The organism is Streptomyces sp. NPDC004327 (genome assembly GCF_042873935.1).
Taxonomy (GTDB): Bacteria; Actinomycetota; Actinomycetes; order Streptomycetales; family Streptomycetaceae; genus Streptomyces.
This window is the reverse complement of sequence record NZ_JBIAME010000012.1, coordinates 237651-258871: the sequence shown is the minus strand read 5'-3', so window position 1 is coordinate 258871 and position 21221 is coordinate 237651. Positions and strand designations below refer to the sequence as shown.

The 21221-nt window shown below is 73.3% G+C and carries 16 protein-coding genes; 8 read left to right on the top strand and 8 right to left on the bottom strand.

Going from position 1 to position 21221, the window contains the following annotated elements; translation table 11 throughout:
• Positions 1-4 precede the first annotated feature (4 nt).
• Positions 5-223, bottom strand: a complete 219-nt coding sequence (locus ACFYU9_RS34510; protein ID WP_389347483.1) for a hypothetical protein — start codon at positions 221-223, stop codon at positions 5-7.
• Between the two features lie 65 nt (positions 224-288).
• On the opposite strand from ACFYU9_RS34510, the gene ACFYU9_RS34505 reads away from it, so the two are divergent.
• Complete coding sequence (locus tag ACFYU9_RS34505) at positions 289-783, top strand: GNAT family N-acetyltransferase (RefSeq protein ID WP_389347481.1); 495 nt, start codon at positions 289-291, stop codon at positions 781-783.
• A 7-nt stretch (positions 784-790) separates the two neighbouring features.
• Here the strand turns inward: ACFYU9_RS34505 and ACFYU9_RS34500 are convergent, their stop codons facing one another.
• Positions 791-1549, bottom strand: coding sequence for a GNAT family N-acetyltransferase (locus ACFYU9_RS34500; RefSeq protein WP_389347479.1), 759 nt, complete (start codon positions 1547-1549; stop codon positions 791-793).
• Positions 1550-1755: 206 nt separating this feature from the next.
• Entirely contained in the window at positions 1756-3303 is a 1548-nt protein-coding gene (locus ACFYU9_RS34495) for a CehA/McbA family metallohydrolase (RefSeq protein WP_389347477.1), read from the bottom strand.
• A gap of 93 nt (positions 3304-3396) precedes the next feature.
• Here ACFYU9_RS34495 and ACFYU9_RS34490 point away from each other — a divergent pair, with 93 nt between their 5' ends.
• The 3 genes from ACFYU9_RS34490 to ACFYU9_RS34480 all read left to right on the top strand — a co-directional run bounded on the left by ACFYU9_RS34490 (position 3397) and on the right by ACFYU9_RS34480 (position 8221).
• Positions 3397-4227 carry a TIGR03619 family F420-dependent LLM class oxidoreductase gene (locus ACFYU9_RS34490; protein WP_389347475.1) on the top strand — a complete coding sequence of 277 codons (831 nt, stop codon included), beginning with the start codon at positions 3397-3399 and terminating at the stop codon, positions 4225-4227.
• A gap of 30 nt (positions 4228-4257) precedes the next feature.
• Positions 4258-6849: a bifunctional FO biosynthesis protein CofGH gene (locus ACFYU9_RS34485; protein WP_389347473.1), complete on the top strand. Its 2592-nt coding sequence runs from the start codon at positions 4258-4260 to the stop codon at positions 6847-6849.
• Between the two features lie 253 nt (positions 6850-7102).
• Positions 7103-8221, top strand: a complete 1119-nt coding sequence (locus ACFYU9_RS34480) for an ADP-ribosylglycohydrolase family protein (protein ID WP_389347471.1) — start codon at positions 7103-7105, stop codon at positions 8219-8221.
• 100 nt (positions 8222-8321) lie between these two features.
• Here the strand turns inward: ACFYU9_RS34480 and ACFYU9_RS34475 are convergent, their stop codons facing one another.
• Positions 8322-9104 carry an SDR family oxidoreductase gene (locus tag ACFYU9_RS34475; RefSeq protein ID WP_389215385.1) on the bottom strand — a complete coding sequence of 261 codons (783 nt, stop codon included), beginning with the start codon at positions 9102-9104 and terminating at the stop codon, positions 8322-8324.
• A gap of 93 nt (positions 9105-9197) precedes the next feature.
• Between ACFYU9_RS34475 and ACFYU9_RS34470 the strand changes: the two genes are divergently transcribed.
• The gene (locus tag ACFYU9_RS34470; RefSeq protein ID WP_389215388.1) at positions 9198-10031 is read left to right on the top strand and encodes a hypothetical protein; all 834 of its coding nucleotides are present in this window, start codon (positions 9198-9200) and stop codon (positions 10029-10031) included.
• A 159-nt stretch (positions 10032-10190) separates the two neighbouring features.
• Here the strand turns inward: ACFYU9_RS34470 and ACFYU9_RS34465 are convergent, their stop codons facing one another.
• From ACFYU9_RS34465 to ACFYU9_RS34455, 3 genes are all read right to left on the bottom strand, one after another.
• Positions 10191-10391 (bottom strand): DUF397 domain-containing protein, encoded by a 201-nt coding sequence (locus ACFYU9_RS34465; RefSeq protein WP_389215391.1) that lies wholly within the window; start codon positions 10389-10391, stop codon positions 10191-10193.
• 267 nt (positions 10392-10658) lie between these two features.
• Positions 10659-11543 (bottom strand): helix-turn-helix domain-containing protein, encoded by an 885-nt coding sequence (locus ACFYU9_RS34460; RefSeq protein ID WP_389215393.1) that lies wholly within the window; start codon positions 11541-11543, stop codon positions 10659-10661.
• A 320-nt stretch (positions 11544-11863) separates the two neighbouring features.
• Positions 11864-12607 carry a GPP34 family phosphoprotein gene (locus tag ACFYU9_RS34455; RefSeq protein ID WP_389215395.1) on the bottom strand — a complete coding sequence of 248 codons (744 nt, stop codon included), beginning with the start codon at positions 12605-12607 and terminating at the stop codon, positions 11864-11866.
• Positions 12608-12795: 188 nt separating this feature from the next.
• Between ACFYU9_RS34455 and ACFYU9_RS34450 the strand changes: the two genes are divergently transcribed.
• Both ACFYU9_RS34450 and ACFYU9_RS34445 read left to right on the top strand, forming a co-directional pair.
• Entirely contained in the window at positions 12796-15189 is a 2394-nt protein-coding gene (locus tag ACFYU9_RS34450; protein WP_389347469.1) for a D-alanyl-D-alanine carboxypeptidase, read from the top strand.
• A 158-nt stretch (positions 15190-15347) separates the two neighbouring features.
• The gene (locus tag ACFYU9_RS34445; RefSeq protein WP_389215401.1) at positions 15348-17159 is read left to right on the top strand and encodes an MFS transporter; all 1812 of its coding nucleotides are present in this window, start codon (positions 15348-15350) and stop codon (positions 17157-17159) included.
• 81 nt (positions 17160-17240) lie between these two features.
• On the opposite strand, the gene ACFYU9_RS34440 is transcribed toward ACFYU9_RS34445, so the two are convergent.
• Positions 17241-18080, bottom strand: a complete 840-nt coding sequence (locus ACFYU9_RS34440; protein WP_389215404.1) for an oxidoreductase — start codon at positions 18078-18080, stop codon at positions 17241-17243.
• A gap of 601 nt (positions 18081-18681) precedes the next feature.
• Between ACFYU9_RS34440 and ACFYU9_RS34435 the strand changes: the two genes are divergently transcribed.
• On the top strand, positions 18682-21093 hold the full coding sequence (locus ACFYU9_RS34435; RefSeq protein ID WP_389347580.1) for an SdrD B-like domain-containing protein: 2412 nt from the start codon (positions 18682-18684) through the stop codon (positions 21091-21093).
• The last annotated feature ends 128 nt before the right edge of the window (positions 21094-21221 follow it).

The following is a 21221-nucleotide window of genomic DNA, read 5'->3' as shown; positions in this document are numbered from 1 at the left end:
TCGTTCACCCCTTGGGGAGGGGGAGCAGGTTCTCGACCATCTTGTTGGCGGCGGGCATCTGGTCGGCGACGGGCGGCTTCGCCTTGGGGGCGAGGACACCGCTCAGCGGGACGACCGACGGCAGGTTGGCGCCGCCGGTGTCGGCCGCGGCGGTGCCGGCGGCGGAGAGCCCGCCGGTGAGGGCGAGGCCGGTCAGGGCGGCGGCGGTGAGGATCTTCTTCATGCCGCGAGAACGGCGGAGAGGGGACCGGGGTTACGGATTCTGCATCCATATGCGATTCTCTGCATATGGATGCAGCAGGGGAGGGCTGGTCGCTGCGGCCCGCCCGGGACGAGGACGTGGAGCCCGTCGCCGAGCTGAAGGCGGTCGTCATGCGTGACGACCTGACCCGGCTCGGCCGCTACGACGACCACCGGGTCCGGCAGCGGCTCCGCGACGGCTTCCGCCCCGCGCACACCTCGGTGATCGAACAGGACGGCGCCTTCGTCGGCTGCGTGGCCTTCGGCCCGTACCCGCACGGCCCCGGCCGCTACCTGGAGCACTTCTACCTCGCCCCCGAGGCCCAGGGCCGCGGCCTCGGCACCGCCGTGCTGCGCGCGCTCCTCGCCCGGGCCGACGCCGAACCGGCCCCGGTCCGGCTCACCGTGGTCCAGGGCAGCGCCGCCCGCCGCCTCTACGAGCGCGAGGGCTTCACGGTCGAGGCCGAGGACCCGATCGACGTCCTGATGGTGCGGGAACCGGCGGCGCCGGGACTCTTCGGCGAGCGGCCCACCGAGGGGTGACCGGGGGCTATCCGGCCTCTCCTGCCGGCTCCGCGATCAGTGCCGTGCCGATGGTGCGGAAGCCGAGCCGGGCGTAGAGGCGGGCCACCGTGGCGTCCGTGGCGGACAGGAAGACCGTCTCGGCGCCGTGCGCGCGGGCGTCGGCGACCAGGGCGGCGGTGACGGCGAGGCCGAGGCCGCGGCGGCGGGCCTCCGGGCGGGTGCCCACGCCGACGACCTCGGTGACCGGGCCGACGGGCTGGTGCTGGCCGGCGGCGAGCGCGGTGTCGGAGGGGTCGAGGGCGGCGGCGAGGCGGGTGAGGCCGGCATCGAGGCGGGCGGCGACCTGGGCGGCGGCGCCGGCCGTGGGCGTGGCGCCGAACGCGGCGTACGGGGCGGCGACGGCGGACTCCAGGGCCGGGTCGGCGGCGCCCACCATCCGTACCGTGACGCCCTCCGGCAGGACGGGCGGCTCTTCCGCCGCCTCCGTCAGGACCATCAGCGGGTGCGCGTGCACCACGAGCCCGCTCGCCTCCACCGCCGCCCGCAGCCCCGGCGTCGTCTCCGCCACCCACTCGAACGCCTCGGGCACGCCCAGCTCCCGCTGCCGGGCCCGTACCTTCTCCACCGCCTCGACCGGCACCTCGCCGGTGTGCCCGAGCGCGGGCCGCGCGTAGTACGGCCAGCCCGCCCCCTCCCGTACGAAGAGGGTGAGCGGCCCGAACTCCTCGGCGCGGGCGGCGGATCGGGGTACGGAGTCGTAGTAGGACTCCAGGCGCGTCAGCATGCGGGTCACCGTACGCAAGCCGGTCAACGGGGGAAACACGAATACGAGCGGCGGTCACGCCTGCCCGGGTTGCGGGCACGGCGACCTGGTGCGGGCGGTGCCCGCCGCGTCCTGTCGGGGCGGCCACGGCGCACCGGCGGCGCGTCAGCGGGCGGCGGGCTGACGGACTCGCGGGCTGACGGACTCGCGGGCTGACGGACTCGCGGCTAACCGGCCTCCAGGAACACCGGGTTGGTGAAGGCGGCCAGCGCGCCCGGGAGCGGCGGCGTCGTGGCCGGATGGCGGACCTCGGCCCGTACGTACGCGGCGTTGGCGGCGGTCGTCGTCCACTCCGCGCCGCCCGCACCGGTGACCTCGGCCGTGAAGAGCACGCCCTGGTCGGTGACGAAGCGGACCGTGCCGCCCCGCGGGGCGCCCGTGACGCGCAGCCGGGCGGTCACGGGCGCGTCGGCCGGGACGGTCAGGCGCTCGCCGAGCCCGGCGGTGCGGCCGCGGCCGTCGGTGAGCGTGAAGTCCAGGGAGACGGCGGCGGATTCGGCGACGTACGAGCGCCCGGCGCGCAGCCCGTCGAGGATGGCCGCGCGGCTCAGCTCGTCCGCGAGGACGACGGTCTGCGGGGTGCCGACCCGGTCGGGGTCCCGGTGCGCGTCGCTGTTGCCCATGGCGGGCGTCCAGCGCCCCCGGGCCAGGGCGCCGTCCCAGCCGGCCAGCGAGACCTCGTCGTCGGGCGTGTAGGGCCCGTTCCACACCTCGACCGCGTCCGCGTCGCCGAAGCCGAACTTCCAGGCGCAGCCGACGCAGGTGGCGTGCGGGTGGGCGGGGACGACGAGGCCGCCGGCGCGGCGGATCTCGCGGGCGTAGCGGCCGAAGCGGTTCTCGCGGGCCCGGTAGCGCCAGTCGACGAAGGTGCCGGGGTCGGTGCCGAGGGCGAGGACGTGGCCGGTGCGGGTGGTGACCTCCTCGCCGAGCAGGATCAGCAGGTCGTCGCCCGCGCTGCCGGCCCAGGCGCCGTGCCCGGCGTGGGTGTTGTGCTCGGTGCCGGCGATGAAGTCGAGCCCGGCGGCGCGGGCGAGCGCGGCGACCTCGGCGGGGGTGCGGCGGCCGTCGGAGTGGACGGTGTGCAGATGGCAGTCGCCGCGGTACCAGTCCCGGCCGCGGCCGGCGGCCCGCTCGGGCGGATAGGCGGGCGGCGCGGCGGGCGGGGCGGAGGGCCCGAGGCGGAGGGTGACGGTCACGGTGTAGGTGAGCCCCTGCGGGGCCACGGTGTACGGGCCGAGGGCCACGTACCAGGTGCCGGGGTGCAGCGGCCCGGCGACGTATCCGGGCGTGGCGTCGTCCGCGCGGACGAAGAACTCCGTGCGGGCGCCGCCCGACCAGCCCCGGAAGCCGCGGCCGCCGAGGGCGGTGCCGCGCTGGTCGAAGAGGCCGATGTCGAGCGCGTTGCCCTGGGTGCCGGCGGGGACGGCGGGGCGGTCGTAGGCGTAGGAGACGCGCAGCTCGCGGACGCCGGGCGGCAGCTCGACGGGGAGGTAGGCGAAGTCGGGGGCGCCGGGCGGCAGGGTGCCCGTGACGGTGCGGGTGAGGACACCGTCGTCGGCCCCGCCGTCCGCCCTGCCGTCCGCCCCGGCGTCGTTCTCGTCCGCGTGCGCGAAGCTCACGCTGCCGAGCGTAAGCGCGCCGGCGGCCCCGGTCACGAGCAGCGCGCGGCGCGTGGTGCCGGCCAAAAGACCCGAGGGGCCCGAGGAATTCGTCATGCCCACGACTGTCCGGCCGGTCGCGTGAACGGCGGAACCCCGCGCGGGGGAACAGCTGCAGACAACGCGCCCCGGACGCCCTACCGTGCCCCCATGCGGATCTCGACCACGATCTTCCTGACCGACGAGACCATCACGCCCGTCCGCCTCGCGCGCGAGCTCGAACAGCGCGGCTTCGCCGGGCTCTACCTCCCCGAGCACACCCACATCCCGGTCTCCCGCGACACCGCACACCCGGCGGGCGTCCCACTCCCGCGGGAGTACGCGCGCACGCTCGACCCCTTCGTGGCGCTCGGCCAGGCCGCCGCCGTCACCGAACGCCTCGCCCTCGGCACCGGCGTCACGCTGGTCGCCCAGCACGACCCGATCGCCCTCGCCAAGCGCGTCGCGACCCTCGACCACCTCTCCGGCGGCCGCTTCACCTTCGGCGTCGGCTACGGCTGGAACCGCGAGGAGGCCGCCGACCACGGCGTCACCTGGTCCACCCGGCGCGCCCTCACCTCCGACCGCCTCGACCTGATGCGGGCCCTGTGGGCTCCCGTACCCACCGGCCACACCTCCGCCTCCGGACCCTCGCTGCGCCCCTCCGAGGCCTGGCCCAAGCCCGCCGGCGGCGCCCCGCGCACCCTCCTCGGCGGCGCCGCGGGACCGAGGCTCTTCGACGAGATCGCGGCCCGCGCCGACGGCTGGATGCCCGTCGGCGGCCGCGGCCTGACGGAGACCCTCCCGGTCCTGCGCGCGGCCTGGGAGGCCGCCGGCCGTGACCCGAAGACCCTCCAGGTCGTCCCGTACGCGGTCCTGCCTTCCGCGGGCAAGCTCGCGCACTACGAGGAGCTGGGCTGCGAGGAGGTCGTGCTCCAGCTGCCTCCCGGCGGCGAGGCGGAGGTGCTGGGCGTCCTGGACGACTTCGCCCGGTATCTGTGACCTGCACCGACCCGCTCGTATGCTCGGTCCATGACGGATCACCAGGCACCACGCAACTCCGCCCCCACCGAGAACGCCATGCGCCGCGCCCTCAGGCGGGCCCGGGACGGGGTGGCGCTCGACGCGGGTGAGGCGGCCGTGCTGCTGCAGGCGCGCGGGGCGGATCTGGAGCAGCTGGTCGCGGTGGCCGGGCGGGTGCGGGACGCGGGGCTCGCGCAGGCCGGGCGGCCGGGAGTCATCACGTACTCGAAGAGCGTGTTCATACCGCTCACCCGGCTGTGCCGGGACAAGTGCCACTACTGCACGTTCGCGACCGTGCCCGGCAAGCTGCGCCGGGCCGGGCATGACATGTTCATGAGCCCGGACGAGGTCCTGGACATCGCCCGCCGAGGCGCCGAACTCGGCTGCAAGGAAGCCCTGATCACCCTCGGCGACAAGCCCGAGGACCGCTGGCCCGAGGCGCGGGAGTGGCTCGACGCGCACGGCTACGACGACACCGTCGCGTACGTACGGGCCATGGCCATCCGGATCCTGGAGGAGACCGGGCTGCTGCCGCACCTCAACCCAGGGGTGCTGTCGTGGACGGACTTCCAGCGGCTCAAGCCCGTCGCGCCCAGCATGGGGATGATGCTGGAGACCACCTCGCAGCGGCTGTGGGAGGAGCCGGGCGGGCCGCACCACGGCTCGCCCGACAAGGAGCCCGCCGTGCGCCTGCGCGTCCTGGAGGACGCGGGCCGGTCCTCCGTGCCCTTCACCAGCGGGCTGCTGCTCGGCATCGGCGAGACCCACGAGGAGCGCGCCGAGTCGCTGTTCGCGCTGCGCCGGATCGGCCGGGCCTACCACGGCATCCAGGAGCTGATCATCCAGAACTTCCGCGCCAAGCCGGACACGGCCATGCGCGGGATGCCGGACGCCGAGCTCGACGACCTCGTCGCCACCGTCGCCGTCGCCCGGCTCATCATGGGCCCCGGCGCCTGCCTGCAGGCCCCGCCGAACCTGGTCGACGCCGCGTACGAGCGCCTGATCGCCGCCGGCATCGACGACTGGGGCGGGGTGTCGCCGCTCACCATCGACCACGTCAACCCCGAGCGCCCCTGGCCGCAGATCGACGAACTCGCCGAACGCTCCCGCGCCGCCGGCTTCGAGCTGCGCGAACGGCTCTGCGTCTACCCGGAGTTCGTGCGGCGCGGCGAGCCCTGGCTGGATCCCCGGCTGCTCCCGCACGTCCGCGCGCTCGCCGACCCCGAGACCGGGCTCGCCGACCCCGACGCGCCCGTGCGCGGCCTGCCCTGGCAGGAGCCCGACGAGGCGTTCACCGCCATCGGCCGCACCGACCTGCACCGCACCATCGACACCGAGGGCCGCACCGGCGACCGCCGCGAGGACTTCGACGACGTGTACGGGGACTGGGAGGCGCTGCGCGAGGCCGCCGCGCCCGGCATGGCGCCGGAGCGGATCGACGCCGACGTGCGCGAGGCCCTCGCCGTCGCCGCCGACGACCCGACCCGGCTCACCGACCCGCAGGCCCTCGCCCTGCTCCACGCCGACGGCCCCGCCCTCGACGCGCTGACCCGGATCGCCGACGACGTCCGCCGCGCCGCGGTCGGCGACGACGTCACGTACATCGTCACCCGCAACATCAACTTCACCAACGTCTGCTACACCGGCTGCCGTTTCTGCGCCTTCGCCCAGCGCCGCACCGACGCCGACGCCTACACCCTCTCCCTCGACCAGGTCGCCGACCGGGCCGCGCAGGCGTGGGACGTCGGCGCGGTCGAGGTGTGCATGCAGGGCGGCATCCACCCGGACCTGCCCGGCACCGCGTACTTCGACATCGCGCGGGCGGTGAAGCAGCGGGTGCCCGGCATGCACGTGCACGCCTTCTCGCCGATGGAGGTCGTCAACGGCGCCTCCCGCACCGGGCTGTCGATCCGCGAGTGGCTGACCGCCGCCAAGGAGGCCGGGCTCGACTCGATCCCCGGCACGGCCGCCGAGATCCTCGACGACGAGGTCCGCTGGGTGCTCACCAAGGGCAAGCTGCCCACCGCCACCTGGATCGAGGTCGTCACGACCGCCCACGAGCTGGGCATCCGGTCCTCGTCGACGATGATGTACGGGCACGTGGACCAGCCCCGGCACTGGCTCGGCCACTTCCGCACCCTGGCCGGCATCCAGCAGCGGACCGGCGGCTTCACGGAGTTCGTGACGCTCCCGTTCATCCACACCAACGCGCCGGTCTACCTCGCGGGCATCGCGCGGCCCGGCCCGACCGTCCGCGACAACCGGGCCGTCACGGCGATGGCGCGCCTCCTCCTCCACCCGTACATCCCCAACATCCAGACCAGTTGGGTGAAGCTGGGCGCGGAGGGCGCCGCCGAGATGCTGCGCTCGGGCGCCAACGACCTCGGCGGCACGCTGATGGAGGAGACCATCTCCCGTATGGCCGGGTCGAGTTACGGCTCGTACCGCTCGATCCGCGACCTGGAGGCGATCGCCGAGGCGGCCGGCCGCCCGTCCCGGCCGCGCACCACGCTCTACGGGGAGGTCCCGCAGGAGCGGCAGCACGCGGCCCGGGCGTCGGACGGGCACCTGCCCGAGCTGCTGCCGATCGTCAAGGGCTAGGGGATCAGCAGGCCGGGAGCTCGCGCTCGAGCTCCTGGCCGTCCCTGAGCGGGACGGCGGCGGGGCGGGACGTGACTCGTGTAACGGAGCTCATGGCGCGGACGGTTCCGACCGCTCCGGAACTTCGGGTGAACTCCGGTCAAAAGCGGACCGACGGGCGTCGGATCACATAACGTTCCGGGCCCCGAACGAGCGCATGCGGTCTATTACAGTGCTGGACGGACCGGTGACCGGCATACGGGGAGGGCGCGACGTGACCACCACAGCCGCGGCCGTGTGGGGCCGCACCGAACAGCAGGACTTCCGGGCCCGGGTCCGCGGCGCCCTGCTCGGCGCGGCGATCGGGGACGCGCTCGGCGCCGGCGCGGCCGGCCGCACGCTCGCCGCCCTGCGCGAGGCCCACGGCCCCGAGGGCCTGGCCGACCTGGTCCCCGCGTACGGCCGCCGGGGCGCCGTCACGGCCGCCACCCAGATGTCGCTGTTCACCGTCGACGGCCTGATCCGCGCCCAGGTCCGCCGTGACTCCGGCGTCTGGCACCCGCCCACCGACGTCCACCGCGCCCATCTGCGCTGGGCGGCCACCCAGCGCGAGTGGGGCCCCGACGAGCGGCGCCCGGACCTCGGCTGGCTGGCCCGCGAGGAGTGGCTGTACGCCCGCCGGGACCCGGCCCGGGCCTGCCTCAGCGGCCTCGGCGACGACGTCCTCGGCACCCTCGACCGGCCCAAGAACCCGGAGGCCGCCGACTCCGGCGCGCTGGTCCGCTCGGCGCCCTTCGGCCTGCTCGTCGGCTGGGAGCCGCAGCTGGTGTGCCAGCTCGCCGTCGAGTGCGCCGCCCAGACCCACGGCGCCCCCGCCGCGTACCTCTCGGCCGGCGCGCTCGCCGTCGTCGTGCACGGCCTGGCCCGCGGCGACAGCGTCGAGGGCGCCGTCCGCACCGCGCAGTCGCAGCTCGCCCCGCGCCCGGGCCACGAGCCCGTCACCGAGGCCCTGACGGCCGCCCTCGCCGCCGTACGGGAGGGCGCGCCGGACGCCGGGCGGATCACGGCCCTCGGCGCCGCCGAGGACCGCGCCGAGGCCCAGCTCGCCACGGCCGTCTACTGCGCCCTGGTCGCCGAGGACGTCCGCCACGGGCTGCGCCTCGCCGTCAACCACGACGGCCCGTCCGCGGCCACGGGCACCCTCGCCGGCGCGCTCCTCGGCGCCCTGCACGGCGAGACGGCGCTCCCGCCGGCCTGGCTGGTCGAACTGGAGGGCCGGGCCACCGTCCTGGCGCTCGCCGACGACTTCGCCCTGGAGATGACCCAGGGCCCGGCGCTGCACGGCCCTGCGGCCGCCGCCCCGGGCTGGCTGGCGCGCTACCCGAGGGCCTGACCCCGGGGCCCGAACCCTCCCCGCGCTCATCGCGGTCATCGCATCGGCTGGCCCGTTACCCGAGGGCGCCTGACCCCGAGGGCCCGAACCCTCCCCGCGCTCATCGCATCAGCTCGCCGGCGTTGACGAGCAGCGACTGCCCGGTGATCGCCCGCGCCCGGTCCGAGGCCAGGAAGGCCGCCGCCGACGCGACGTCGCCGTCCGTCGCGAGCTCCGGCAGCGCCATCCGCTCGGTGAGCCGGGCCAGCACCTCCGCCTCCGGGACCCCCTCGGCGTCCGCGGCGAAGCGCACGTACGCCTGCACCGGCGGCCCCCACATCCAGCCCGGCAGCACGGTGTTGACCCGGACGCGGTGCGGGCCGAGCTCGCGCGCCAGCGAGTACATGGCGGACGTCAGCGCGCCCTTGGAGGCCGCGTACGCCGCCTGCCGCACCTGCGAGGGCGCGGCGACGGCGGACTGCGTGCCGATCAGGACGACCGAGCCGCCCCGCTCCTTGAGGGCGGGCAGGCAGGCCCGGGTCATCCGCAGGGTGCCGAGCAGATTGACGTCGAGCACGCCCTGCCAGGTGGCGAAGTCGGCGTCCTCCAGACCGCCGAAGTACGAGTCCCAGGCGGCCACGTGCACCACCGCGTCGATCCCGCCGAAGCGCTCCACCGCGAGTGCGGCCAGCGCCTCGCACTGGGCCTCGTCGGTGATGTCGGTGGCGCGGTGGGCGGTCCTGGTGCCGTCCGGGTCGATCTCGGCGGCCGTCTTGGCCAGGTTGGCCCCGGTGCGCGCCCCGAGGACCGCCCGGCCCCCGTCCCGCAGCACCGTCTCGGCCACCCGGTGCCCGAGCCCGGCGCCGACGCCCGACACGACGACGGTCTTTCCCTGAAGCAGCATCGACGCCCTCCTCGACCCTGGCCATCCATCTGACGACCCGTCAGAGTAGGTCCGAGCCGCCCACAAGGGAAGGCGAGCGGAAGGGGATCGACGATGAGCGAGACGTACGGGGAACTGGCCGCGGTCGGACCGTACGGCGTGCGCCCCGGCCACGCCCTGATCACCATGGTGGAGCCGCACCCGGGCCACGAGTACGCGTACAACCGCTGGTACGAGGACGACCACTACTACGCGGGCGCCATGGCCATGCCCTGGATGTACGCGGGCCGCCGCTGGGTCGCCACCCGCGAACTCCAGCTCCTGCGCGGCCCGGAGAAGTCCGCGGTCGCCCAGCCCGTCACCGCGGGCTGCTACCTCTCCACGTACTGGATCACCGACGGCCGCTACGACGAGCACATGAAGTGGACCGTCGCCATCAACAAGCGCCTCAACCGCGACGCCCGGGTCTACCACGACCGCACCCACGTCTTCACCTCGTTCCAGGACCACGAGGTGACCGTCTACCGCGACGGCGCCGCCGGACCGCGCGACTTCCACGCCCTCGACCACCCGTACCGGGGGCTCGTCCTCCAGGTCGTCGACACCGAGGGGCCCGAGCAGCGCGACGCACTGGTCGAGCGGCTGCGCTCGCGCGAACTGCCGGGGCTCCTCGCCGGATCGCCGGCCGCGATGGTCACGGTCTTCCGGCCCACGCCGCTGCCCGGCGACCGCATGACGTACGTGAAGCAGGTCGAGGGCGTCGACACCCGGCTGACCCTGCTGTGGTTCCTGGAGGCCGACCCGCGCACCTGCTGGGAGCCGCACTTCGCCGGTCTCGCCGCGGCGCAGTGGGGCGGCCGGGTGGAGCTGGTGGCGCCGTTCGTCCCGACGGTGCCGGGCACCGACCGCTATGTGGACGAGCTGCGCCAGGACCCGTCCGGCGCATAGGGGTCGGACGGGCCCTGGCCTCTTCCGGGGAATGGCCGAGCCCCCTCGGCCAGGACGGCGGACCGGTCGAGAGGGCTCATTTCCGAAATCCGGCACCGTCGTGACGTGCTGGTGCGGTGCCGGGGTGGTGCGGTGATGCGGTGTGTCGTGCGCCCGGGGTCACACGGACCCGGCGCCCACCTCGCCCACGAACGCGTTCCACGAGGCCGGTCCGAAAGAGAGGGAAGGGCCCTCCGGCGCCTTCGAGTCGCGCACGTCGATCGCGTTCACGACGGGCGACTTGACCTCGACGCAGGCGCCGTTTCCGCCGGAATACGAGGACTTCGTCCAGCTGTCGAGCGCGCCCTGGATAATGGCCATTCTTCTCAACTCCGGTTCCACGAGGGGTCGTCGGGTTCTCGCCAGCGGTGTTGCTTCCGCTTGGCGTGATCGACGCTACTGCCCCGGCCCCGTCCTGCGGGACTGGCGTTCACTCGACCGGATGGCATATTCCAACTGCGCTTCCGCCGGAACGAGTCGGGGGTGTACCGTACCGGCCTCTTCCCCCGCGCCCCGGTCGAACAGCCGTCGAATGACGGCATTCAGGCCGGGACGCCCGCGGTGTTCCTCATTCGGGCCGGCTGACCCTCATTCGTCCGATTCCCCGTCCGTCGCGTCGGCGTACCTCTTCGCCAATTTCATGACGTACGCCCGGGTGTCGTCCGCATTCAGCGCCTGCGCCCGCAAGTGCTCGTACATCACGCTGTACTTGGCGACATCCTGTGCCTTCTCCAGATAGAGGTCGCTCGTCACGCCCTCGATGTAGACCACGCTGGAGTCCGAGGTGTCCGGGAATTCCAGAATCGCGTAATGCCCGCTGATGCCCGGATGCGCGCCCATGTGGAACGGCAGCACCTGCACCGTCACGTGCGGCAGGTGCGACTGCTCGACCAGATGCTCCAGCTGCGCCACCATCACCTGCCGGTCGCCGACCATCCGGCGCAGCGCGCCCTCGTCGATGACCGCCCACAGCCGCAGCGGACGCTCCCCGTCCTCCCTGATCCGCTCCTGGCGGCGGGTGCGGACCTGGACCCGCTTCTCGATGTCGGCCTGCGTCGACTCCGGCAGCGCGCCGGCGATCACCGCCTCCGCGTACGCGTGGGTCTGCAGCAGCCCCGGGATGATCTGCGGCTCGTACACCCGCAGGCTCTCCGCGTCCGTCTCCAGGCCGATGTAGACGCTGTACGGGATGTCGCCGAAGGCGTGCCACCAGCCCTGCTGGCGCGAGTCCTTGGCCATCTGCATGAGCGAGTCGACCACGCGCTCGTCCTCGACCTCGTACACCCCGCACAGATCGCGGACGTCGCGCTGGCTGATCGAGCGCCGGCCGTTCTCGAGGCGGCTGATCTTGGACTGGGAGACCAGCAGGCGCTCGGCGACCTGCTCGGCCGTCATGTTCTTCGCCTCCCGGAGCCGGCGCAGCTCCTGGCCCAATCGGCGTCGCCTGACGGTGGGGTTGACACTGGACGCCACGGAAACTGCACCTCCGGCTGTCGGCTGCGTAGCTGTGAGTATCTACTGCTTGGCAGACTGCCACCAAAGGTGCGGTGTGCGCTGGGAAACGACCAGAGATGCGCGGGCGGGGCGGTCGTGAGGACGACCGCCCCGCACACGTATGCGGCTCCCGGTGAGGGACCGGCGCCGGACCGGTGGGTGACCGGTGCGGACCGGTGGTGACCGGTGGTGAGAGGGTCCGGGGCCCGAGGTCCGGGCGACCGCGTGGGGGCGGGGCCGGGGGCCTGGGGCCTGGGGTTGGTGCGGGTCGGACCGGTGGTTCGGGTGCGGTCCCGCGGTCACATGGCGACGCGCGCCATGGTTCCGCGGCGCGGCTGGGACGGCACGCCGCCCGCGGTCGCGCTGCCGGTGCCGCCGGCGCTGCCGGTGGCACCCGTGGTGCTGCGGCGGGGCTGCGCGCCCGCGCCGTTCTGTACGTCGAGGACGGCGTGGGCCACGAGGCCGCCCATCGGGTCGTGCCGGATCAGGTCGCGCAGCCGGGACCGCGACGACCGTCCTTCGTTGCCGGGGTACAGGTGCTTGCCGAGACCGACCGCGTGGGCCAGAGCGGCGAGCGCCGCGGTCCGCGGGTCCGGCGGTACGCCGGTGCGGATCGCACTGTCCAGCCGGGCCCTGATCTCCCGGCTGATGGCCGTGTCCGTCGCCTGGTAGCGAGTCGTCGGCAACACCCCGCACATCTGGCTCTCGACGGCATGGACCATGCCGCACCGCTCCAGATGCGAGAGATACGTCTGGCGCAGCCCCAGTCGGGGCCCGCCGATCCAGTGGACGGCCCGTACCGGACTGCCGCGCCTGCGCAGCAGTTCCAGTGCGGAGTCCAGAGTCGGATCTCCTGTCGGCCGTGGCATCACCACGGCGATACGATCCCCGTCAGGGGCTATCCGTCCTGCCAGAGCCAGCTCCACTAGCTGTGCTCCGGCCAGGCCGAGGTCGAGCGACTGCGGCTGCGCTGTGGTACCCGTGGCCGGGTCCAGAGCGAGCAGCAGAAGCTCCTCCGGAATAGTTCTGCGGCTCCTGCCCATCCATGCCTCCCCGCGTGGATGAATGACAGGGTGACCCCTCTCACATTCATCTGTCGAGAGTGCCTGGGCGCTTCGTCCGGGAACCAGTAGGTATGTCGTTCTCGTCTAGCACGGGAGCCGAGGGGTTCACACAGGACACTGTTGGTTGTTCGTTCGTAGAAGTCATGTAAAGGCACGGAGGAGGCACGGTGGCGGGCGAGTCCCCCGACAAGGCGGAGCAGGGTGCGGGCCGGGACCCGCGGCTGTCGGTCGTCCAGGACCGCGACCGCGACCGCGAGCGGGTAGACCAGCCGACGGCGGTCTTCAAGGCTCTGGCCCCGCGCACGGCGCCGGAGGACGAGCCGGGGGAGCCCGGGGAGCCGGAGGCGGCCGAGGCGGCTGAGGCGGCCGAGGCGGTCGTGGAGGCCGCGGAGCCGGCGGAGGCCGCGGACGGGGCGGACGGTGCGGACGAGGCCGAGGGGCCGGCGGGGGATGTGCCGGCGGCGGACGAGGCCGAGGCCGAGGTCGTTGAGGCTGAGGAGGAGGCTCCTGGGGCCGAGCCCGAGCCTGGGGCCGAGGCCGAGACGAAGGCCGGGGCGAAGCCGGAGCCGGAGACGGACGCCGAGTCCGACGCTCAGGAGGAGTCCGCGCCCGAGGCCGAGTCCAAGGCGCCCGCCGCGAGCGAGTCGTGGTTCGCCGTGCGCAAGCCTGCCGCGCGCGAGGCGGAGCCGGCGTCCGCGGCTGACGAGAAGGCCGACGAGAAGGCCGACGAGAAGGCCCGCGAGCAGGCCGACGGGAAGGCCGAGCCGAAGGCGGAGGAGAAGCCGGAGGCCGAGGCGAAGCCTGCGCCGGAGACCGAGCCGAAGGCCGGGGCCGCGCAGGAGCCCGAGCCCAAGCCTCAGGCCGAGCCCGAGCCCGAGCCCGAGGCGAAGCCTGCGTCGAAGCCCGCGGCGGCCACGTCCGAGGTGAAGACCGAGGCCGAGCCGGCCGCCGAGCCCGAGCCCGTCGACCAGGCGACCGCCGTCTTCAAGGCGGTCAAGCCGGCCGCCGAGCCCGCGCCCGTCGACCAGCCGACCGCCGTCTTCAAGGCGGTCAAGCCGCCGGTCGTCGACCAGCCGACGACCGCCCTCAAGCTGCCGCCGAAGTCCACCTTCCGCCCGCTCCAGGGCGACATCACCCAGGAGCAGCCGAAGCCGGCGGCCGCCGCCGAGCCGAAGGCCGAGCCGAAGGCCGCGGCCAAGCCCGCGCCGGTCGCGCCCGCGCCCGTACCCGCGTCGCTCACCGAGCCCGAGCGGACCAAGCAGCAGCCGCTGCCGCCGCGTCCGCCGCTGGAGATCCTGGCCGAGCTGACGAACACTCCGCCGCCGCCGGAGACCACGATGCGCACGACGGTGCGCCGGGTGAAGATCTGGACCCCGCTGGTCCTGCTCCTCCTCGTCATCTTTGCGGTCGTACAGATCGTGCGTCCACTCCCGGACACCAAGCTGGTGCTGTCCGCGGCCCCCCAGTTCACCTTCGGGGGCGGCGAGGCGGCCATGCCGTGGCCGTCCGAGGGACAGGGCGCGGCCGAGGTCGAGGGCGTCGGTTCGCTCGGTACGTACGGAGCGCAGAAGCCGGCTCCGATCGCGTCCATGGCGAAGACCATGACCGCGTACGTGATCCTGCGCGACCACCCCTTCAAGGGGAAGGACGAGGGCCCGCAGATCCCGGTCGACAAGATCGCCGGCGAGCAGGCGAAGGCGAAGGACGAGTCGACGGCCCCGATCAAGGAGGGCCAGAGCTACTCGGAGAAGGAGCTCCTGGAGCTCCTGATGATCCCGTCGGGCAACAACGTGGCCCGGCTGCTGGCCCGCTGGGACGCCGGTTCGGAGCAGGCGTTCGTCGAGAAGATGAACGCCGCCGCCAAGGAGCTGGGCATGGCGGACTCGACGTACACCGACCCGTCCGGTCTGCAGTCGACCACCATGTCGACGCCGCTCGACCAGCTGAAGCTGGGCAAGGCGGTCATGCAGTTCGACGTGTTCCGCACGATCGTGGACATGCCGTACGTGGAGGTCGACGGCATCCCGGGCCGGATCGAGAACAACAACACGATCCTCCTGGAGCCGGGCGTGGCGGGCATCAAGACGGGTTCGTCGACGCCGGCCGGCGGCAACCTGCTGTGGGCCGCGTACACGGTGGTCGACGGCCAGAAGCGCCGGATCGTCGGCGTCACGATGGGTGCCAAGGACGCGCCGCAGCTCTACCAGAAGCTGGACCTGGCGATCGCGTACAGCCTCAAGGTCATCCAGAAGGCCCAGAAGGACGTGACCTCCGCCGTCGTCGTCAAGAAGGGGCAGGTCGTCGGTTACGTGGACGACGGTCTCGGCGGCCGCACGCCGGTCGTGGCGACGAAGGACGTCAAGGCGGTCGGCTGGCCGGGCCTGAAGGTCGACCTGGCGCTGGGCGGCGACGGCAAGGCCGTACCGCACAAGGGCAAGGCCGGGGACGTGGTCGGCGAGGTGTCGGTCGGCACGGGCGCCGGCAAGGTCAGCGCGCCGGTCGCGCTGGAGAAGGACCTGGTGGAGCCGGGCTTCGACAAGAAGCTGACCCGCCTGGGCTGACCCGTCCGGACCGACGGGGACAGGCGTCCGGGGGCTGCCCGGGCGCCTGCCTGTTAGCGTTCGGTGGGGGCGAGAGAAAGGCAGCCGGGGCAGGAGACAGGGGAGAGGGCCGGAGTTTGACCACCGTCGAGCCGACACGCGCCACCGGGGCCGCACCCATGGATTCCGCTTCACCATCTTCGCCATCGCGAATAGAACTGCCGTCCCCTCGGCCACCCGCGCCCGCGGACGCCGTGCCCCCCTCCTGGCGGGAGCGGCGCCGCTTCACGGTCCTCGTGGCGACGGCGGCGGCCGCACTCACACACCTGCTCTGGTTCTTCTTCTTCGCCAACAGCGGCGGGGACCTGGCGGCGCAGGACGCCTGGGCGGAGTTCGTCGGGCGGCACCCGGACTCGGCGTACAACCTCGCCTGGTACGGCGGGATGCACCCGGTCTCGTACAGCGTGGTGTCGCCGTACGTCATGTCCCTGCTCGGCGTGCGGACGACGATGATGATCGCCGGAACGCTGTCGGCGGCCCTGACCGCGCTGATCCTGGTGCGGGTGCGGGCGGTGCGCAATCCGCTGGCGTGCGCGCTCGCCGGGGTCTTCGCCTTCCTGTGCAACGCGCTGTCGGGGCGGGTCACCTTCGGGCTCGGCATGATGTTCGCGCTGGGGGCGGTCGCGGCGGTGTTCTGCTGGCCGCACCGCTGGCGCTACCGGCGCTGGGCGAAGGCCGCGGTCGCCGCGCCGCTCGCCGGACTCGCGACGGCGTGCAGCCCGGTGGCCGGGCTGTTCCTGGGCGTCGTCGCGGCGGCGCTCTTCCTCAACAAGCGGCGCCCGGGCGCGTACGCCCTCGGGCTGGCGCCGGTCGCGGTGGTGGCCCTGTCGGCCTGGCTGTTCCCGTTCTCGGGCACGCAGCCGATGAGCCTGATGTCGATGAGCCTGCCGTTCCTCTTCGGCGTGCTCGTGCTCGTCCTGGTGCCGAAGGAGTGGCGCACGGTCCGGACGGCGGCCGCGGTCTACGCCGCGGGCACGCTGCTGACCTGGCTGATCGACTCCCAGATCGGCTCGAACGTCTCCCGGCTCTCGATGCTCTTCGCGGGCGTGGTGCTGCTCGCCGCGCTGCCGTACGCGCGCCCGCGCACGCGCCGCTGGTACGCGATCGTGCTGGCCTTCGTCGGCCTCAACGTGTGGATCGGCTTCAAGGGCGTCGACGACGTGATCCGCACCGCCCCGGACGCCTCCTGGGCGCGCGAGGTCGCCCCGCTGATCAACCAGCTCCAGGTGCGCGACGCCGAACAGGCCCGCGTCGAGGTCGTGCCGGCCTCCAGCCACCGCGAGTCCTCGGCCCTCGCCCCGTACATCAATCTGGCCCGCGGCTGGAACCGCCAGGCCGACATCGAGCGCAACCCGCTCTTCTACGACGACACCCTCAACGCCGCCAACTACCACGAGTGGCTCGACCGCTGGGCCGTCCACTACGTCGTCCTGCCGACCGGCGCCCCCGACTCCGGCGCGCAGCGCGAGGCCGAGCTGGTCGACGACGGCCTGCCGTACCTCAAGCAGGTGTGGTCCGACGACAACTGGCGCCTCTACGAGGTCACCGACCCCACCCCGCTCGCCGACCCGCCGGCCCGCGTCGAGCGCGCCGAGGCCAACGAGGTCGTCCTCCACCTCGACGCCCCCGGCCGCGTCCTGATCCGCGTGCCCTACTCCCCGTGGCTGGCCCTCCTCGACGCCCACGGCGGCAAGATCGAACCGCCGCAGGAGACCGAGGCGTCGAAGAAGGCCCGCGAGTCCGCCGCGGACTCCGGGATCGAGCCCGCGAAGGTCTTCGCCAACGAGCAGGGCTGCCTAATGAAGTCCCCGCCGGACGCCGACGGCGACGAATGGACCGAACTGCTCGCCCCGAAGCCCGGCACCTACCGCCTCGGCGCCCCGTACAAGCTCTTCCCGCGCGGCACGGCCTGCCCGGAGGAGCTGCGCTGATCTGTCGGCGGTCAGCGGTCAGCGGCCAGCGGTCAGCGGTCGGCGGTCAGCCGTCGGCGGTCGGCGGTCGGCGGTCAGCCGTCAGCGGTCGCTGGCGAGGGCCGTGGACAGGGCCACGTGCCGCCACTGGTCGAGCTCCCGGCGGACCAGGTCCAGCTTCGCCTCGACGCGCTCGACCGCGTCCGCGCCCAGCTGCAGCCGCAGCGGCGGCTCGTCGGCCTCGGTGATGTCGACGACCGCCCTGGCGGCCTTCGCCGGATCGCCCGGCTGCCGCCCGTCGTTGTGCGCCAGCGCCTCGCGCACCGGCCCCGCGCCGACGGTGTAGTCGTCTATGGAGGCCGGCTCGACCTTGATGCTGGAGCCGCTCAGGAAGTCGGTGCGGAAACCGCCCGGCTCGACGATCGTGACGCGCACGCCCAGCGGCGCCAGCTCGCCGTGCAGCGCCTCGGAGATCCCCTCGACGGCGAACTTCGACGCCCCGTACAGCCCCACCGCCGGAGCGGTGGCGAACCCGCCCACGGAGCTGATGTTCAGGACGTGCCCGGACCGCTGGGCCCGCAGCGTCGGCAGCGTCGCCCGCAAGGTGTTCAGCACGCCGAACACGTTGACGTCGAACAGCTCCCGGGCGGCCTTGTCGGAGGTCTCCTCGACCGCGCCCACGAGCCCGTGACCGGCGTTGCAGACCACGACGTCGATCCGCCCGAACTCCGCGACACCGGCCTTCACCGCCTCCGCCAGCTCGCCGGGTTCGGTCACGTCCGCCCGCACCGCGAGCAGTCCCGCCGGCCGCTCCGGGAACGCCCGCGACACCGCCGCCGCGTCCCGCGCCACGGCGACGACCCGATGCCCCCGCTCCAGCGCCTCCCGGGTGATCGCGGCCCCGAGCCCTCGCGCCGCCCCCGTAACGAACCACACGCCCATATCGGTCCACCTGCCCCGTCGTTCGACTGTCTGACGGCTCGAACGCTAGGTGTTGGAGTGCGCTCTAGATCAAGCCCGGAAGGCGGTGGACCGGGCTCCGGCCGGCTTCCGGTGCCCGAGGGCAATTCACGGCCAAGATGGCCGGATTTGGCCATCGCCTCGAATTCGCATACCCATTCGGCTGCCATTCTCCGGGTGCTCGGGAAATATTGCGGATTCCGAGGAATTTCATGATTCTGCTGGTGACGGTGAGACTTCCGCGCTTAGAATATCGCGCGCTGCTCGCGATGGCGGTCGGCCGGGTCGACGGTGGGGGTGCCGCGATTGAACTGCGGATACGCGCATGTGCCGGGCGGCCCCGCCCAGGGCGCCGGACGCACGTTCACCATTCCTGACCTGTGACCCTGACGGCTCGCCCGCAATTTCCTCAAGCGATCATCACGAAGAGGTCCACGCGGCAGCGGTGGATCCTTTTCCTTTCCCGTGCGTGGAGAGTGATGCCATGAACCGAGTCGACAGAGCCCCGCGCCCTGCGGCCCCGAAGCTTGCGGGGCCGCTGGCGCGCGTGGGGTTATCCGTTTTATTGCTGGCGGGCGGCGTCCTGGGAGCGACGGCCGGACCGGCCGCCGCTTCCGCCGAGGACGGCACGCTGACGGTCGAGGTGCTGCGCGACTTCTTCGGCACCGGCGTGATCAACACGACGATGGACGTGCCGCAGCGCGGCATCAAGGTGGTGGTCTCCGACCCCGCCGGACACGCCGTCACCAGCGTCACGGACACCACCGGAAAGGTGGTGGTGGAGCGGTCGGCGGCGCTGAGCGGCGGCCGCTACCGCGTCGACGTCAGCATCCCGGAGCCGTACAGCGGCCATCTGCGGGCGGCGCCGGCGTCGACCGCGGAGAACCACTTCGACAGCTTCACCTCGTTCGTGGACGTCTCGGGCGGGAAGGACGCCTCGGTGGTGACCGGGGTGTGGAACCCGGCCGACTACGCCCTGCCGGACACGCGGTACTTCGTGCCGGTCCAGAACGGCGCCGGCGGAAACGACACCCGGGCGCTGGTGGCGTTCGGGACGCAGGCCCGGGGCAGCTGCCCCGCGGGCGTGGCGTGTCCGGACGTGCTGGCCACGCAGGCCCAGGTGGGCACGACGTACGGACTGGCCTACGACAGGTACCGCACCCGGCTGTTCCAGAGCGCCTTCGCCCGCCGGTACGCCCCGTACGGGCCGAAGGGACCCGGCGCGATCTACACCGTGCCGGTCGACGGATCCGGCGCGCCCGAGCTGTTCGCGCAGGTTCCGGGCGCCGCGACCACACCGCACGACACCGCCGACATGACGAAGGACCCCGGCTTCACCGACGCACCGGGCAAGGAGAGCATCGGCGGCCTGGCCCTGTCGGAGGACGGCGCCACGCTGTACGCGGTGAACCTGCTGACCCGCAGCCTGGTGAGCTTCGACGCGACAGGGGCCACCGCCCCCGCGCCCCGGGCGACGACGCCGATCCCCGACCCGGGGTGTGCGAGCGCCGGTGACTGGCGGCCGTTCGGCCTCGACGTCCACGACGCCACGCTCTACGTCGGCGGCGTGTGCAGCGCGGAGAGCACACAGCAGCGCGGGGACCTGAAGGCCGTCGTCTACGCCTACGACGGCAGGCGGTTCACCACGGTGCTGACCCACACGCTCACCGACAAGCGCGGCACCGTCTTCACCGCCGCGGGCGCCGCCGTCCAGGCCACTCACTGGAACCCGTGGAACACCAGCCTGGCGACGTGGGACGAGCGCAAGGCGGGCAACGCCTTCATCGACCCGCAGCCGGAGCTCGCCTCCCTCGCCTTCGGGCGCGACGGCTCGATGATCCTGGGCTTCCGCGACCGCTTCATGGACGTGCTCAGCGCCAAGGGCCTGGACCCCCGCCCGGGGAACAACACGCCGGAACTCGGCATGTCCGGCGGCGACATCACCATGGCCTGCGCCCTTCCCGCCGGCGGATACGCGTGGGAAGGCACCGGAAGCTGCCCCAACCACGCCACGCCCGCCAACAACGGCGGCCAGGACGCCGATGTCGTCGAGTACTTCCCCGGCGACTTCTTCCAGGGCCCGCACCAGGAGACCGCCCTGGGCTCCGTGGCCTACATCCCGCAGCAGGACTGGGTCGTCAGCACGGAGTTCGACCCGACCGTCAACATCGAGACGGCCGGCACCGGCTACCACCACATCACGACCGGCCAGGGCCCGGGCAACGCCCCGAACGCCAACGCCTACCAGTTCGTCGGCCAGGAACAGAACGGGTTCGGCAAGGCCGGCGGGCTCGGCGACATCGCGTACGCGGCGGCGAACGCCCCGATCCAGATCGGCAACCTCGTCTGGTTCGACGGCGACCACAACGGCATCCAGGACCCGGCGGAACCGCTGCTGCCCGGGGCCACGATCAACCTCCTGGACGCGGACGGCAAGCAGGTCGCCACGACGAGGACCGACGACGCCGGCGAGTACTACTTCGGTGGCGTCGGCGCCGCGTACCAGCTCACACCCGGTGCGAAGTACACGGTGCAGTTCGACGTGTGCACCGCGGACACCAGCGGGGTGCCGGGCCGGCCCACGGCGGACCGGCTGCGGTTCACGCTCCCGCGCGCCGGCGCCGACCGGGCGCACGACTCCAACGTGACCCCGCCGACCACCGGACGGCTGTGCAACGGGTCCGCACCGGTCACGGCACCGGACAAGCCCGGCGGGGTCGATCACACGATCGACGCCGGGGTCTACGTCCCGAAGGCGACCCCGACTCCGACGCCGACTCCGACGCCGACCCCGAGCTCACCGTCCGCGTCGACGCCGCCGTCGCACACGCCGCCCGCCGACAACACCGGCCCGGACGGTGGGGACGACTCGGGTTCGCTGGCGAACACCGGTGCGTCCGGGGTGGCGCAGCTGATCGGCCTCGTCGGTCTGCTGCTGGCCGCGGGACTGGCCATCGCGTACATGAGCCGGAAGCGCCGGGTCCGTAGGCACTGAGCGAACCGAACAGAAGCGATCCGCAGTGATCCGCAGTGATCTGCGGTGATCTGCGGTGATCCGCCCGGCCGTGATCAGGAGGGCGCGGCCGGGCGGATCGCGTCCGAGAGGGGTGGGGAGAAGAGTGT